Source organism: Streptomyces sp. NPDC040545, assembly GCF_055595065.1.
Window position 1 is genome coordinate 308,211 of record NZ_JBVIWA010000003.1, and the last position, 15,981, is coordinate 324,191.

The window sequence follows — 15,981 nt, forward strand, 5'->3', positions numbered from 1 at the left end:
TCCCGGCCAGCGCCGGGGCGCGAACCGTCGGACACTGGGGACATGAGCGGCCACCCCACCGATGCCCGCGCCGGCGTCCCCGCCGACGGGCCGGCGAACGGGCCCGCCGTCTCCCGCCAGGAGTTCGACGCGCTCTTCGCGTCGGTCCGTACGTGGGGCCGGTGGGCGGCGGCCGACCGCGGGGCCTGGAACCGGGTGACGGCGGAGCATGCGCGCCGGGCCACTGCCACGGTCCGGGACGGGACGGTCGTCCCGATGGCACGGCCCTGGGACACCCGCCCCGGCCCGGACAACGCGAAGCCCGCGCTGCACTACATGTCCGACCTCGGCGACGTGCAGGTCCCGGAGCCGTCCGTCCACAAGGACTTCCTGGGAGCGGACTACCACGGCAAGAGCGTGACGCACCTCGACGCGCTGTCGCACGTCGCCTACCGAGGGCAACTGTACGAGGGGCGCGCGGCGCGCGAGTGCGTCGATGCGGCGGGTGCCCGTTTCGGCGCGGTGTCGGCGCTCGGCCCCCTGGTCACGCGGGGCGTCCTGGTCGACCTGCCCGCCGTCCTCGGGGTCGAATGGCTCGAACCGGGCCGTGCGGTGCACGCCCGGGACATCGTCGCCGCGGAGGAGGCCCTCGGGGTGACCATCGGGGACGGCGACGCGGTGCTGCTGCGCTCCGGGGCCCTGCGCCGGCGCCGGGAGCTCGGCCCCTGGAACCCCGACGCGGCGAGCGCGGGCTGGCACGTGCACGCCGTACCGCTGCTGGCCGAGCGCGCCGTCGCGCTGCTGGGCGGCGACGGGGACAGCGACGTACGGCCTTCGCCGGTCGAGGGGCTGCACTCCCCGGTCCACGCGCTCGCCGTCACGGCGATGGGGGTGCCGCTGCTGGACAACCTCGATCTCGAACCGCTCTCGGCCGCGTGCGCCGAGGCGGGCCGTTACGCGTTCCTGCTCGTCGTGGCACCGCTGAACGTCCCCGGCGGAACGGGCTCGCCCGTCAACCCGGTCGCGGTCCTGTGACGCGGGCACCCGCTGATCACTTCGCCCTCACACCTCATTGCCGAAATGTGAGGAATATACTCAAATCTGGCGATCGAGGGTGCTCCGGTGAGGGGAAGTGATGCACATGGGGGTCGTCGGAGACCGCATCGGCCCCGTGCGATTCCGTGACCGATTCCTGCAGGGCGAGTCGGTCGAGGGGAGCGTGAGAAGCCCGATCCTGAGCTCGTGGCAGCGCAGTCGGCTGCTGGGGCTGTCGCCCGAGCAGTCCGAGCTGCCGTTCCAGGAGGGCTTCGACCCGGACGGTCCCCTGCTGCGCGCCGCCGAGCCCGTGCTCGACCGGCTCCAGAGCATCTTCGCGGGCAGCCGGACCAACATCTGTCTCGCCGATGGTCACGGCATCGTGCTCGCCCGCCGCTTCGGCGAGAAATCCATGCTCAGGCAGCTCGCCCCGATCCAGATCCTCCCCGGATTCGTGTTCGCCGAGCAGGTGGCCGGTACGAACGGCATCGGCCTCACCCTCGCGGAGAGGCGGCTGTGCCAGGTCTACGGCGCCGAGCACTTCGCCGAGCGGTCCCAGTCGAGCGCCTGCACCGCGATCCCCCTGCGCGACCAGCTCAGCGGGCACATCCAGGGCGTCCTGTGCCTCGGCTATCCCTACACCGACGCGGACCCGGCGCTGATCCCCGTGGTGCGCAAGGCGGCCGAAGCCATCGAACGACGGCTGATGGACCAGAGTTCGGCGCGCGAGCACGGTCTGCTGCAGGCCTATCTCGACACCGCGAACCTGGCCCTGAGCAGTGAGCACGGCCTGGACGGGCACCCGGTCGCGATGGCCGACTTCCTCCAGAGCGAGCTGGAGCAGAGCGACCAGGCGACCCTCAAGGAGAAGGCCACCGAGCTGATGTCCGGGGACCGGCGGGCCGCCGCCGAAGTGCCCCTGTCCCGCGGCCGGTGGATCACGCTGGTCAGCCGCCCCGTGACGAGCGCCTCCGGGGTGGAGGGGGTCGTCGTCGAGGCACTGCTCCCCGAGGACTCGGAGCGGCACGCCCCCGCCCCCACCCACGCCCAGCCGCACGCCCCCGCCGCGGCGGGGCCCGCCCTCCGTCCTCACCTCACCCCCGGTCCGCAGCCGGCGACGGTCCGCGCACGCGGCGCACCGGGCTCCGAAGGCCCCGCCGGGGAGGCCGTCGCGGCGCCCGCCACCGGCCCCGGCCAGGGCCGGGTCAGAGGGCTGGTGCTGGTGGGCGAGCCCGAGGTGGGCAAGTACGCCGTCGCGGCACGCCGGCGCCTGGAGTTGCTGGCCGAGGCCAGCAACCGCATCGGCACCACACTGGACGTGAGCCGCACCGCCTGGGAGCTCGCCGAGACGGCCGTCCCGAGGTTGGCCGATTTCGTCACCATCGACCTGCCGGCCTGCGTACTCCGCGGGGAGGAGTCCCCGCATCCCACCACCGAGATGCAGCGCACGGTGGTCCACGGCATCCGCGAGGACTGTCCCTTCTACCCGGTCGGCGCGCGGATCAGCCTGCGGCCCACGACGCCCCACATGCGCTGCATCGCCACCCGGCAGCCGGTGCTCGAACAGGATCTGCGGGCCGCCTTCGGCTGGATCGCCCAGGACCCCCGGCACGCCGAACGGCTCCTCGCCCACAACATCCACTCCCTCATCACGGTCCCCCTGCTCGCCCGCGGCGCCGTCCTCGGCGTCGCGAGCTTCTACCGCTCGCAGGACCCGGCCCCCTACGGGGACGACGACCGCTCGCTGGCCCAGGAACTCGCCGCCCGCGCCTCCCTCTGCATCGACAACGCCCGCCGCTACACCCGCGAACACACCCTCGCCCTGTCCCTGCAGCGCAGTCTGCTCCCCCGCGACCTCCCCGAGCAGAGCGCCGTCGAGGTCGCCCACCGCTATCTGCCCGCCGAGTCGGGCGTGGGCGGCGACTGGTTCGACGTCATCCCCCTGTCCGGGGCCCGGGTCGCCCTCCTCGTCGGCGATGTCGTCGGCCACGGACTGCACGCCGCCGCCACCATGGGACGGCTGCGCACCGCCGCCCGCAACTTCGCCGAGCTGGAGCTGGCTCCCGACGAGCTCCTCACCCACCTGGACAACCTGATGGTGCGCCTCGACCGGGAGGAGGGCGGGGACGGTCCCGGCTCCGACAGCACCGGCATCGTCGGCGCCACCTGCCTGTACGCCATCTACGACCCCACCTCCCAGCAGTGCACGATGGCCCGCGCCGGCCACCCTCCGCCCGCGCTGGTCCGGCCCGACGGCACCGTGTCCCTCCTCGAGCTGCCCGCCGGCCCCCCGCTCGGCCTCGGCGGCCTGCCGTTCGAGTCGGCCGAGATCCGGCTCCCCGAGCACAGCCAGCTCGTCCTCTACACCGACGGGCTCATCGAGGACCGCCACCGCGACATCGACGAGGCCCTCGACGCCCTGAACCGGGCGCTGGCCCACCCGGACCGGACCCCGGAAGAGACCTGCCGGGCCGTCCTCGAGGCCGTCGCACCCGAGCACCCCGACGACGACATCGCGCTCCTCGTCGCCCGCACCCGCGCCGTGCCCGCGGACCGGATCGCCACCTGGGAGCTGGCCGCCGATCCGGCCCTCGTCTCCGAGGTCCGCGCCGCTTCCGTGAGCCAGCTGGACCGGTGGGGGCTGGAGGAGTCGGCGTTCGCCACGGAGCTCCTGCTCAGCGAGCTGGTCACGAACGCCGTCCGGTACGGGACCGCGCCCATCCGGGTCCGTCTCATCCACGACCGCAACCTGATCTGCGAGGTGCACGACGCCAGCAGCAGCGCCCCGCGCATGCGCCAGTCGGCGACCACCGACGAGGGCGGCCGCGGCCTGTTCCTCGTCGCGCAGCTCGCCCAGTCCTGGGGCACCCGCTACACCACCGACGGCAAGGTCATCTGGGCCGAGTGCACCCTGGCCGCCGTATGACCCCCGAGCCCCGGCCGTTCGGCCAATAGGGTCAGACAGTGCGGCGATATGCCGGGAATAACACTGTATATGCCCGTAGAGTGCCCCGTACCGTCGGGAAGAACTCGGAGGCCGACCCCCGGAGAAGTCCGTGCATGACGCTCCCGACACCTGGACGAGCCCACCCTCGCAGTCCGGTGCCGCACCACTGGTCCGCCTGCGCGGCCTGAGCAAGCGGTTCGGCGGCACGCTCGCGCTGGACTCGGTCGACCTCGACATCCGGCGCGGCAGTGTCCTCGCCCTGCTCGGCCCCAACGGAGCCGGAAAGTCCACCCTGATCAAGGTGCTCGCCGGGGTGCACCGGGCCGACACGGGCGAGGTCACGGTGGCCGGCCATCCCCTCGGCAGTCAGGCCGCGACCCGGAACATGTCCTTCATCCACCAGGACCTCGGGCTCGTCCCGTGGATGACGGTGGCGGAGAACATCGCCCTGGGCACCGGCTACCCCCGCCGCCGCGGACTGATCTCCTGGCGGCGGACCCGGGAGCGCTGCGACGAGGCCCTGCGGATCGTCGCCGGGCACCTGGACGCGGGCGCCCGGATCGCCCGCCTCGGCCCCGCCGAGCGCTCGCTCGTCGCCATCGCCCGCGCACTCGCCACCCGGGCCGAGCTCATCGTGCTCGACGAACCGACCGCCACCCTCCCCGCCGCCGACTGCGCGCGGCTCTTCGACGTACTCCACGCCCTGCGCGACCGCGGCCACGGCATCCTCTACGTCAGCCACCGGCTCGACGAGGTCTACCGGGTCGCCGACACCTTCGCCGTCCTGCGGGACGGCCGGCTGGTCGACCGGGGCCCGCTCGCCGGTCACAGCCCGGACCGGCTGGTGCGCGCGATCGTGGGCCACGCACCGGCCGGGCGGGCGCCGGGCACTCCCCCGGCCGCCGGCGCGCCCCTGCTGAGCCTCGCCGGGGTGCGGACCGTGTCCACCGGCGAGGTCAGCCTGGACCTGCGCGCCGGTGAGATCCTCGGCATGGTGGGCCTGACCGGCGCCGGTCACATGGAGCTGGGCCGCGCCCTCGCCGGCGCCGCGCCGATCCTCGGCGGTCAGGTGCTGCTCGACGGCCGGCCGTACCACCCGCGTACGGTCCATTCGGCACTCGACTCCGGCGTCGGCTTCGTGGCGGCCAACCGTCAGGAGGAGGGCTGCGCCGCCGACCTGACCGTGCGGGAGAACTTCCTGGCGAACCCGCGCGCGGCCGGCGCCCCCGCGGCGCACTGGATCAGCCCCCGCCGCGAGCGCGCCGAGGCCGCCGCCCTCATCGACCGGTTCTCGGTGCACCCCCGCGACAGCGAGGTGCCGATCGCCACCCTGTCCGGCGGCAACCAGCAGAAGGTCATGGTCGGCCGCTGGCTCCGGGGGCACCTGCGCCTGCTCGTCCTGGAGGAGCCGACCGCCGGGGTGGACGTCGGGGCCAAGGCGACCATCCACCGGCTGCTCGACGAGGCACTGGCCTCGGGTCTGGCGGTCCTGCTCATCTCCACCGATTTCGAAGAGGTCGCGGACGTGTGCCATCGCGCTCTGGTGTTCGTCCGCGGGAGCGTGAGCACCGAGCTGAGCGGTGCGGCCCTGACGGTCGCCGAACTCACCCGGACCGCCTCGGCCATGCCCGCGATCACCGGACCCACGACGGACCGATGACCATGCCTCCTTCCCCTTCCCCTTCGTCCTCGCCTCCGCCCCCGTCCTCCTCCTCGTCCTCGTCCTCGTCCTCGCCTCCGCCGCGGTCCCCGCTGGACCACCTGCGGGGTCACCACATCGGCGCCTACGGCCTGCTGGCCCTCGCCGTCCTGCTCTTCCTGGTCTTCTCCCTCGTCCTGCCGGACACCTTCCCCACCCGGGACAACGTCTCCTCGATCCTCTCCAACCAGTCGATCCCGGCCATCCTGGCCCTCGGCGCGACCATCCCCATCGCCACCGGCAAGTTCGACCTGTCCATGGGCTACGGCCTCGGCCTGGCCCATGTGATGGTGATGCAGCTCATCGTCGACACGGGCTGGCCCTGGCCGCTCGCCTGTCTCACCGTGGTCCTCGGCGGGGCCCTGGTCGGCGTCCTCAACGGCGTCATCGTCGAGTACGTGCGGATCGACTCCTTCATCGCCACGCTCGGCACCGGCAGCATGATGTACGCCGTCACCGGCTGGATCACCGACGGCTCCCGGATCGTCCCCGGCCCGGACGGCCTGCCCGCCGCCTTCACCGGCCTCTACGACTCCCGCTTCCTCGGCCTGCCGCTGCCCGCCTACTACGTCCTGGCCCTCGCGGCCGCGCTCTGGGTGGTCCTGGAACGGCTGCCGCTCGGCCGGTACATGTACGTCATCGGCTTCAGCCGGCGCACCGCCGACATCATCGGCATCCCCAGCCACCGGTACTCCGTCTACGCCTTCGCGGGATCGGGCCTGGTCACCGGCATCGCCGGGGTCCTCCTCGCCGCCCAGCAGCAGACCGGCAACCCGAGCGTCGGGCTGGACTACCTGCTGCCCGCCTTCGTCGGCGCCCTGCTCGGGTCCACCACGATCAAACCCGGCCGCGTCAACGCCCTCGGCACCGTCGTGGCGGTCGCCGTCCTCGCCATCGGTCTCGCCGGCATCGGCCAGCTCGGCGCCGACTTCTGGGCCACGCCGCTGTTCAACGGGGCCACCCTGCTCATCGCCGTCGGCCTGGCCGGCTATTCCGCCCGCCGCCGCCTGCGCACCCCCTAGAAACGTTCGTACGCGCACCGCGTCAGGAGCACCGTGTACCCGAAGGACTCGCACTCGCACCGCAGGACCACCCGTACGACCGCGGCCCTGCTGGCAGCGGCCGCCGCCCTCGTCGCCGGCTGCGGGAGCGGCGGCCCCTCCACCGGCGCCGCGCCGCCCAAGGCCGGCTGCCCCACCGCCCTCGCGAGCGCCGCGGCAGCCGTCGCGCGGGCCGAGAAGGCCGACACCGTCTGGCACGGCCCCACCACCGGCCCCGCGGCGGTCCCCGGCAAGTCGATCGTCTACGTCGCGCAGACCATGACCAACCCCGGTGTCGCGGGCGTCGCGAAGGGCGTCGAGGAGGCCGCGAAAGCCATCGGCTGGCAGGTCCGGGTGATCGACGGGGACGGCACCCCGGCCGGCATCCAGGCCGCGCTCAGCCAGGCCATCACCCTGCGGCCCTCGGGCATCGTCATCGGCGGCTTCGATCCCCAGCTGACCTCGCAGCAGATGGCGCGTGCCGAAGCGGCGCACGTCCCGGTGATCGGCTGGCACGCGGTGGGCTCCCCCGGCCCGAGCGAGAGACCGAAGCTGTTCACCAACGTCACCACCAAGGTGGAGGACGTCGCGAGGATCAGCGCGGACTGGATCATCGCCCGGTCCGCGGGCGATGCGGGGGTCGTCCTCTTCACCGACGACTCGATCCCGTTCGCGAAGAACAAGGCCGAGCTGATCCGCGAGGAGCTCGCCACCTGTTCCGGGGTACGGCTCCTGAGCTACGAGAACATCCCCATCCCCGACGCCGCGAGCCGCACCCCGCAGGCGGTCTCCTCGCTGCTCTCCCGCTTCCAGGACGACTGGACGTACTCCGCCGCCATCAACGACCTCTACTTCGCGGACGCGGCCCCGGCCCTGCGCGCGGGGGGCCGGCCCGGCTCCGGGCCGCCCTTCAACATCGGCGCGGGCGACGGCGACCCCTCGGCCTTCCAGCGGATCAACAGCAAGCAGTTCCAGGCCGCCACCGTGCCCGAGCCGCTGAACCAGCAGGGCTGGCAGATCGTCGACGAGTTCAACCGCGCCTTCGCCGGCCGGCCGGCCAGCGGCTACGTGGCCCCCGTGCACATCGCCACGGCCGACAACAGCGACGGCGCCACGTCCTGGGACCCGTCCGGTTACCGCGAGGGGTACCGCAGGATCTGGGCGGGCTGACGACACTGCGCGGCGGGCACCGGCCCCGCTCGGTGCGGGGCCGGTGCCCGTGGCGTGCCGGCTGCCGGGTCCCGGGTCTTACTGGTACGGGTCGAAGGGGATGCCCGCCGGCTTGGCCTCCGCCAGGTGGGAGGCGAAGGAGCCGTCCTTCAGGCCGAAGTGCGCGCTGCCGAAATCGGCCTGGGTGAGCTTGTCCCGCACGGTCGCCGGGTAGCCCGACCACCCGACGAGGGTGGGGAACTGCCAGGCGCGGCGGTGGTTCTCGGGCGGCTCGTCGTTGGTGTTCGCGGCGCGGAAGCAGTGCGTGCCGATGCCGTCCTTGTGGTAGACGATCTTGGGGTGGGTGCCGTCCCAGCGGATCTGGTCGCGGGAGTGGATGTTGAAGTCCCCGTGCGCGGAGGTCGCGACGTACTTGGCCTCGCCCCCCTGGATCCACACGACCACGTGCTCCCAGTCGTGGCGGTGCCCGCCGAGCTCGATGCCGGGCAGCGCCTGGTCCTTCTCGAAGTAGAGCGCGTACATGACGGCGCACCAGCCGTTGTTGCAGGTCCAGCGGGAGTAGCCGTTGGTGTTGTCGAGGTCCGAGACGTCCCGGCAGTTGCCGTTGAGGGCGCCGGTCGGTTTGAGTCCGCCGTTCAGAACCCCGGCCGAACTGATGGCGGGTGTCGGGTAGCAGCCGTCGGTGTCGTAGTCGTAGGCGGGCTGGTAGGTCAGCTCGATGGCTTCGGCTCGGCCGGGGAGCGCCGGGGGCGGCGCCGCGAAGGCCACCTGGGGAACGGCGACGACCACCGCGAGGGCGGCACCGAGGACCACCATCGATCTCCGGATGTGACGGTTCGTCCGCAAAACGGGCCTCCTGGCCGACCGGGTGCGAAGGGGGCGGACGCGTCACGACGGAACACCGCCGACCGACACGCCGCGAGCATCATTCGCGAACCGGGGCGACACGGCAAGAGGCCGTGCAGACTCCGTTCCTTGCGTACCGAAGAGCCAGGAAAGGCCTTGTACACAAGGAAATTGACGGATTGTCAGAGATGAGCCGGAGACCCGGAGGGCGAGGATCCACCGGCGGTCGACCGCCGGCACCCGCTAGCTCGGGCGAGCCGCGGCCTCGATGTCGGCGAGTTGGGCGGCGAGGATCTCTTCGAACGCGGAGCGGCGATCCACCCCGAGGGGGCGGACGTCGCGGGCGAAGTGGGCCAGGGCCGGGAAGCGTTCGGGGTCGGCGCCCAGAACCGCCACGCGGAACAGCTCCATGCCCTGCTCATGTTCTTCCGGGGTGACGGCGCTGACCCCGGCCTCGGAGGCGATCAGCGCGGCGAGCAGAACCGCGAGCCGGTGGTAGCGCGCCGGGATCTCCTCGTCGGGCAGTCCCGACGCGCGCAGGGCCTGCAGCACCTCTTCCATGACCAGCCGGGAACCGGTGCCGCTCGACGCATAGCGCCCCCAGACCGCGGCGAGCTGGGGCTGCTGCCCGAAAGCCTCTCTCGCACGCAGGGCCAGGGCCGTGACGCGCTGCTTCCAGTCGCCCTCGGGGCGGTACCCGTCCATCGCGGCCAGGAGAATCCGGTCGGCGACCGCGCGCAGCAGTTCCGTCTTGCTGCGGAAGTGCCGGTAGAGGCTGGAGGAATCGGTCCCGAGGGCCGCGGCCAGCTTGCGCACGCTGAACGAATCCGCGTCGCCCGTGCGCAGCAGCTCCGCCGCCGCATCCAGGATCTCTTCGGTCGACCAACGCCTTCGGCCTGCCATCTTGCTCCTCTCGCCGGATCTCACCCTACCTGTGCACCTGGCGTTGCACGCACCGCGTGCATAATGAGGACATGAGCGTGCCGGCCGGGCCGGCATGCCACTCGTGCCCTGTACGTCCGGGTCGGTCGAGCGACGCGGAGCTCACCCCCGGGGAACACGAAAGGACGCATGACGTGAAGAACCCACTGGATGGCGCGGCGCTGGACGCAGCCATCGAAAACGTCCACCGCGCCGGGATGACCGGCCTGTTCGCCGAGGTGCGTGACGGCGACCATGTCTGGCGCGGCGCCGCCGGGGTCGCCGATGTCGCCACCGGTCGCCCCGTCACCGCCGACATGCGCCACCGCGTCGGCAGCATCAGCAAGACCTTCACCGCCGCCGCGGTCCTGCAACAGGTCGAGAGCGGCCGGATCGGCCTCGACACACCGATCGGCCGGTACCTTCCGGGGCTGGTCCCCGGGGAACGCGGTGCGGCGATCACGGTCCGGATGCTGATCAACCACACGAGCGGCCTCGCCGAGTACCTCCCGTACGCCTACCCCTCCCTCAAGGCGTTCCCCGCCCTCGCGGACACCGGCCCCCAGAGCCTGGACGACCACCGGTTCACGCAGTTCGACCCCGCGGAACTGATCGGGTTGGGGGTCGCCGCACCTGCCGTCGGCACCCCGGGCGGCCGGCCGGGGGTGTACTCCAACACCAACTACCTGCTCCTCGTCCAACTCCTGGAACAGGTGACCGGCACCACGGCCGAGCAGTACATCACCCGGAACGTCATCGAGCGCGCCGGGCTCCGGGACACCGAGCTCCCCGCCGGACCGTACGTCGACGGGCCGCACTCGCAGCTCTACGAGGCGTGGTTCGGCATGATCGACCCACCGCGCGACTACAGCGTCTACGACATGTCATGGGTGGGGCCGTCGGCCTCGCTGATATCGACCGTCGCGGACCTCAACCGTTTCTACGCCGCACTGCTGGCCGGGGAGATCGTCGGCCCGTCGTCGCTGGCGCAGATGCAGCGCACGGTCCCGGTCGTCTCCCAGGAGGGAAGGACGATCGGCTACGGCCTCGGCCTGCACCCGATGGAGGGTCCCGGTCAGGGCGTCTTCTGGGGTCATGGCGGCACGGTCTGGGCGGTGGAGCGCTGGCCATGACCCGTGCCGACGGCAAGCGGCAGATGGCGGTCGCGGTGAACCTGCAGAGGTGGAACAGGCTCGACCCCTCCGGCGTGCCGCAGCCCCATCCCATCGACGGCGCGCTCGCGACCCTGTACCGCCTGGCGATGTACGGCTGACCGGGACCGGGCTCAGCCGAGGGTGTTCATCAGGATGATGGCCAGGAGGTCCAGGAGGATGACGGCGACGACGACGCCGATCGTGAACCAGGCCCTGCGCGATTCGTCCATGCCTGCCAGTCACCTCCCGACCCGGGCGGGCCGCCGCGCGCGGTCCCTGGGACCGCGCGACGGCCTCGTCCACCTCCGGCCATCATGACCCGGTTCCGGGCGGAGCACAGGTCGGGGCCAAGCCCCCCTCTCCCGGCCGGGATGCCCGCGGCAGGTCAGGCGACCCAGGTTCCGGTCATGCCGACGACCGCCGAGCCGTCCTGGTCGGCCAGCTTGGTCCCCGTGAAGTCACGGGCCCACTGCGAGGTCTGGATACGGAAGGCGGGCCGGTCGGCGGTGAGCGCCTCCATGACGGACTCGGCCGCACCGGCCGGGGTCTGCGCGCCGTTCAGGAACTGGCCGACCGTGCGCTCGACGTAGTGGCGCAGCGCGTCGGAGTACGGGCCGGCCGCGGCGATCCGGGCTTCGAGGTCGAGGCCGATGTTGTTCACGAACTCGGTCGCCACGGCGCCGGGCTCGACGACGGACACGCTCACACCGACGGCGCCCGCGACGGGGGCCAGGCTCTCCATGTACCCCTCCACCGCGAACTTCGCCGCGCAGTAGGCCTCGTTGAAGGGCTGGCCGATGACGCCGCCGACGCTGGTGACGGTGATCAGGCGGCCGCCGGTGGCCCGCAGGTGCGGCAGCGCGGCCTTGGAGACGTTCAGTACGCCGAAGAAGTTGACCTCCATGACCTCGCGGACGTCGGAGACGGATTCGAGCTCCAGGGTGCCCACGTGCCCGGCGCCGGCGTTGTTGACGACGGCGTCCAGCCGGCCGTAGTCGGCGATGACGCCCTCGACGGCGGCGGCGACGGAGGCCTCGTCGACGACGTCGAGCTGTCGGATGTCGAGCTCGACGCCCGCCTCGACGGCGGCCTTGCGCAGGGCGTCGGCGCGGCCGGTGTCACGCAGGGTGGCGACCGTGCGCCAGCCGGCCTGGGCGGCGGCGATCGCGGCGGCCAGGCCGATGCCGGAGGAGGTGCCGGTGATCAGGACGGTGCGGTCGGAGGCGGATGCGGAGGAGGTCGACATGGCGGGGCCTTTCGCAGGGGCGATTTATGTGCGTGCACACACACTATAAAATTATGTGCGTGTGCACGCAAGCTCTAGACTGCCGACATGCCGAAGAAGCTCACCGAAGCCGAGATGCCGACGGCCGACTACGCCTTCTACGGGCTGGTGTGGGCCGGGACGGTCATGACCGATCGCGTCGACCGGGCCCTGGTCAAGGCCCACGACCTCCCCGTGTCCTGGTTCGAGGTCATGCTGTGGCTGGCCTCCAGCCCCGAGCCGGTGCCCGCCTCCGTACTCGGCAACAGCACCCTGCTCAGCCGCAGCCAGGTCTCCCGCGTCGTGGACGCCCTGCAGACCCGGGGCCTGGTGACCCGCACGCCCTCGGCGCGCGACGCCCGGTCGGTCGAGGTCTCCCTCACCGAGGCGGGCCGTACGGTGTTCGCCGAGGCGGACGCCACCCGGCGCGAAGCCCTGGCCCCGGTCTTCACCGAGCTCCTCGACGAGCGGGACCTGGAGGCGCTGGGCACCGTGTGGCGCAAGCTCAAGGCCGCGAAGGCGGCGCAAGCGGCGCAGGCGGCGCGGGCCGGTCAGGAGCGCGCCAAGTAACCCCCCGGGCGGCGCCCGTCAGCCGGGGTGCCCGTCGGGGGTGAGGGTGGCGGCGACCGCGAAGAGGCGGGCGCACCGCCGCGTCATGGCCTCCGGCGTCTGCTCCGGGTGCTTGACCCACCAGCGGACGAGGGTGGCGACCAGGTCCCGCCACACGTACTTGAGCGCGTCGGCGTCGAGCGGATCGGTGGATCCGGCCGAGCGCAGCAGTTCCGCGGTGCCGCCGGCGGCGAGCCGATCGATGGCCGCCCAGTACTCCGAGGCCCGGCGCGCGGCCTCACCGCCTGGCGGCAGGGTGGTGTCGTAGAGCACGAACCACGCCTCCCGCTGCCCCTCCAGGGCGGTGAAGATGCTGTGGAGCACGCGCAGCGGCGTGTTCGGGGCGGCCCCACCCTCCCCCATCGCCGCGCGGACGGTGTCCAGCAGCCGGTCCCCGACCGGGACCAGGCAGGCCACGTACAGGTCTTCCTTGGTGCCGAAGTACTGGTGCAGCAACGTCTTGGTGACTCCCACGCGCGCGGCGATCGCGGGGAGCGACGCGGCCGCGTAGCCGTGCGTACCGAACTCCTCCGTGGCCGCCTCCAGCATCTGCCGGCGGCGGTGCTGCCGCGGGACTCCCTTGGTGCCGGCCTTCGAGGAATGCGAGGAGGGGGTTGCCATGAGCCGATATTATCAATAGGTAATTTACTGCTAGGTAAATTACCTCGACCCCTGGAGCGCCGCCATGGCCGGCACCACCCCGCAGCCGCCGCAGTCCACGTCCCGCACCCGGTCCTGGTGGGGCTGGGGCTGGACGGACGCGCATCCCGACGACGCGGAATGCACCGCGATCGGCGCCCTCCTCCCCGGCACCCTCGGCCGCCCGCTCCCCGTGCCCCGCGTCCGCGACCTGGCGATCGCCGCCCCCGCCGTCGAACCCCCGCCGAGCCTCGCCCACCTGGTCGCCGCCGATCCCGCGGACCGCGCCGCGCACGCCATGGGCAAGGCCTACCGCGACGTCGTGCGCGCCCTGCGCGGACGCCCCGGCCGCATCCCCGACCTCGTCGCCCGCCCCACGGACGACCGGGGGGTGGCCGATCTGCTGGACTGGGCCGGTGACCGGCAGGTCGCCGTCGTCCCGTACGGCGGGGGCTCCTCGGTCTCCGGGGGCGTCGAGTACCGCGGCGACGCCCACCGGGCCGTCATGTCCCTGGACCTGAGCGCCATGGGCCGCGTACTGGAGGTCGACACCCAGGGCCGGGCGGCGCGGATCCAGGCAGGCACGCTCGGGCCGAGCCTGGAGGACCAGCTGCGGCCCCACGGTCTCACCCTGCGGCACTTCCCGCAGAGCTTCGAGTTCTCCACTCTGGGCGGCTGGCTCGCCACCCGGGCCGGCGGCCACTACGCCACCGGACGTACGCACATCGACGACTTCGTCCAGTCGCTGCGCGTCGTGACCCCGGCCGGCACCAGCAGCTCGTGGCGGCTGCCCGCCTCCGGGGCGGGCCCCTCCCCCGACCGCCTGTTCCTGGGCTCCGAAGGGGCCCTCGGCGTCATCACCGAGGCATGGGTACGCCTGCAGGAACGCCCCCGCCACAAGGCGTCCGCCGCGGTCGCGTTCACGGACTTCCAGGACGCCCTGGAGGCGGTGCGCGCTCTCGCGCAGTCCGGCCTCTCCCCCGCCAACTGCCGCCTGCTGGACTCCGGGGAGGCCGCGCTGTCGGGCGCGGCGCACGACGGCGGCTCCGTACTGGTCCTGGGGTTCGAATCGGCGGACGAACCGGTGGCCGCCCGGCTGGAACGGGCCGTCGCGCTGGCCCGCTCGCACGGCGGCCGGTACGGGGGGACGGGCGGGGCCGGCGGCTCTCAGGAGGGCCCGGGCGGCGACGCGGCCGTGAGCGCCTGGCGCTCGGCGTTCCTGCGGATGCCCTACCTCCGCGACGGTCTGGCCCGGATGGGCGCGGTCGCCGAGACCTTCGAGACGGCGGCCACCTGGGACCGGATCCCCGGCCTGATCGAGGAGGTGCGCAGGGAGGTCGGCGAGGCGGCGGTCAAGGCCACCGGATTCCCGGCGACCGTCAACTGCCGTCTGACGCACGTGTATCCGGACGGTGCGGCGCCCTACTTCACCGTGCTCGCCGCGGGCCGGGCCGGTGACGAGGTCGCCGTCTGGGACGACCTCAAGGCCGTCGCGAGCGAGGTGCTGCACCGCCATCGGGCCACCATCACCCACCACCACGCGGTGGGCCGGGACCACCGCCCCGGCTACGACCGCCAGCGCCCGGAGCCGTTCGCCCTCGCCCTGAAGGCCGCGAAGGGAGCCCTCGATCCGCGCGGCATCCTCAACCCCGGCGTGCTCGTGGACTGACCGGGGCCCGTGCGTACGCCGGTGGGCCGGCACGCCCGGGGACACCCCGTAGGGACCGGTGCCGCCGGACGACGGCCCCGGCCCCTTCGGTCCGCGTCCGGTGGGACGTGGTCAGACGCGGTCGGCCGCGATCAGGACGTACTGGAAGGAGCCGTCCTTGTAGGACTCGATGAACGCCTCTTCGATGCCGGTGACCAGGGAGGACGTGGCCCGCAGCTCCCAGTAGGGCAGGGTCTCGGGGGTCAGGTCGATGACGGCCTGCGGTACGAGACGGTTGTCGGCCATCGCGCGCAGGTACTCGCGGCGGGAGTGGATGTTGCACTCGAAGTGCGCGTTGATCTGGGAGACCCACTTCGAGGGCTGGCCGTACTTCGGGTTCCAGCAGCCGGTGATGGTCACGTACCGGCCGCCGACCGCGAGGACGCGCGAGTGCTCCGCGAAGAGGTCGTGCAGGTCGACGTACATGCTCGACTCGTTGTTCCACGAGCCGGCGGCCTGCCCGGTCTCGAACGGGGTGCTGAGCATGTTGCAGACGCGGGCCCGGACGTGGTCCCCGATGCCGAGTTCCTGGGCGCGCCGGTTGGCGAAGTCGGCCTGCTTGGCCGACAGGGTGACGCCCTCGACCTTGCATCCGAAGCGCTGGTGGGCCATGACCATGGAACCGCCGCGGCCGCAGCCCGCGTCGACGAGGGTGTCGTCGTGCCCGATGGGGCCGAGGTGCTCGAGAAGGAGTTCGGCCTGGGCCGACTCCAGGCGGTGGAGCTCGGCGATCAGCTTCTTCTCGTATGCACTGTCCTCGGTGTCGCCGAGGGCGGCGTGGTCGATGTCCCCGATGCCGTAGTGGTGGTGGTAAAGGCCGTCGACATCGCCGAGACGGAGGTTCACGGGCCTGGCCTCGTGGTCCCAGTAACGGGCGATGTCCCCCTGATAGGGAGTCACCGGGCCGGGGATGAACACGGAGGAGGTACCGGCGGCGGTGAGATCGGTGCTAGTCATGAACAATTCCCAT

General features: G+C 72.6%; 12 protein-coding genes and 1 pseudogene. 8 read left to right on the forward strand and 5 right to left on the reverse strand.

What is annotated here, in order from left to right; translation table 11 throughout:
* Window positions 1–42 precede the first annotated feature (42 nt).
* The 5 genes from ACZ573_RS09455 to ACZ573_RS09475 all read left to right on the forward strand — a co-directional run bounded on the left by ACZ573_RS09455 (window position 43) and on the right by ACZ573_RS09475 (window position 7,870).
* Window positions 43–1,014, forward strand: a complete 972-nt coding sequence (locus ACZ573_RS09455) for a cyclase family protein (protein ID WP_471301317.1) — start codon at window positions 43–45, stop codon at window positions 1,012–1,014.
* A 106-nt stretch (window positions 1,015–1,120) separates the two neighbouring features.
* A complete protein-coding gene (locus ACZ573_RS09460) occupies window positions 1,121–3,940 on the forward strand; it encodes a SpoIIE family protein phosphatase (protein ID WP_471301319.1) in 2,820 nt (939 codons plus the stop codon).
* 130 nt (window positions 3,941–4,070) lie between these two features.
* On the forward strand, window positions 4,071–5,621 hold the full coding sequence (locus ACZ573_RS09465; protein ID WP_471301322.1) for a sugar ABC transporter ATP-binding protein: 1,551 nt from the start codon (window positions 4,071–4,073) through the stop codon (window positions 5,619–5,621).
* 2 nt (window positions 5,622–5,623) lie between these two features.
* Window positions 5,624–6,682 (forward strand): ABC transporter permease, encoded by a 1,059-nt coding sequence (locus ACZ573_RS09470; protein WP_471301777.1) that lies wholly within the window; start codon window positions 5,624–5,626, stop codon window positions 6,680–6,682.
* Window positions 6,683–6,715: 33 nt separating this feature from the next.
* Window positions 6,716–7,870 (forward strand): substrate-binding domain-containing protein, encoded by a 1,155-nt coding sequence (locus ACZ573_RS09475; protein ID WP_471301325.1) that lies wholly within the window; start codon window positions 6,716–6,718, stop codon window positions 7,868–7,870.
* Between the two features lie 78 nt (window positions 7,871–7,948).
* Here ACZ573_RS09475 and ACZ573_RS09480 read toward each other — a convergent pair whose 3' ends face one another.
* On the reverse strand, window positions 7,949–8,686 hold the full coding sequence (locus ACZ573_RS09480; RefSeq protein ID WP_471301779.1) for an NPP1 family protein: 738 nt from the start codon (window positions 8,684–8,686) through the stop codon (window positions 7,949–7,951).
* 273 nt (window positions 8,687–8,959) lie between these two features.
* Complete coding sequence (locus ACZ573_RS09485; protein WP_471301327.1) at window positions 8,960–9,619, reverse strand: TetR/AcrR family transcriptional regulator; 660 nt, start codon at window positions 9,617–9,619, stop codon at window positions 8,960–8,962.
* Between the two features lie 173 nt (window positions 9,620–9,792).
* Here ACZ573_RS09485 and ACZ573_RS09490 point away from each other — a divergent pair.
* Window positions 9,793–10,910: pseudogene (locus ACZ573_RS09490) on the forward strand (serine hydrolase domain-containing protein).
* 266 nt (window positions 10,911–11,176) lie between these two features.
* Here ACZ573_RS09490 and ACZ573_RS09495 read toward each other — a convergent pair.
* Window positions 11,177–12,037: an SDR family NAD(P)-dependent oxidoreductase gene (locus tag ACZ573_RS09495; protein ID WP_471301329.1), complete on the reverse strand. Its 861-nt coding sequence runs from the start codon at window positions 12,035–12,037 to the stop codon at window positions 11,177–11,179.
* Window positions 12,038–12,124: 87 nt separating this feature from the next.
* On the opposite strand from ACZ573_RS09495, the gene ACZ573_RS09500 reads away from it, so the two are divergent.
* Window positions 12,125–12,625, forward strand: a complete 501-nt coding sequence (locus ACZ573_RS09500; protein WP_471301332.1) for a MarR family winged helix-turn-helix transcriptional regulator — start codon at window positions 12,125–12,127, stop codon at window positions 12,623–12,625.
* A gap of 18 nt (window positions 12,626–12,643) precedes the next feature.
* Here ACZ573_RS09500 and ACZ573_RS09505 read toward each other — a convergent pair whose 3' ends face one another.
* Window positions 12,644–13,285, reverse strand: coding sequence for a TetR/AcrR family transcriptional regulator (locus tag ACZ573_RS09505; RefSeq protein ID WP_471301334.1), 642 nt, complete (start codon window positions 13,283–13,285; stop codon window positions 12,644–12,646).
* A gap of 64 nt (window positions 13,286–13,349) precedes the next feature.
* Between ACZ573_RS09505 and ACZ573_RS09510 the strand changes: the two genes are divergently transcribed.
* A complete protein-coding gene (locus tag ACZ573_RS09510) occupies window positions 13,350–14,972 on the forward strand; it encodes an FAD-binding oxidoreductase (RefSeq protein ID WP_471301337.1) in 1,623 nt (540 codons plus the stop codon).
* Between the two features lie 111 nt (window positions 14,973–15,083).
* On the opposite strand, the gene ACZ573_RS09515 is transcribed toward ACZ573_RS09510, so the two are convergent.
* Entirely contained in the window at window positions 15,084–15,968 is an 885-nt protein-coding gene (locus ACZ573_RS09515) for a geranyl diphosphate 2-C-methyltransferase (protein WP_471301340.1), read from the reverse strand.
* Window positions 15,969–15,981: the final 13 nt, after the last annotated feature.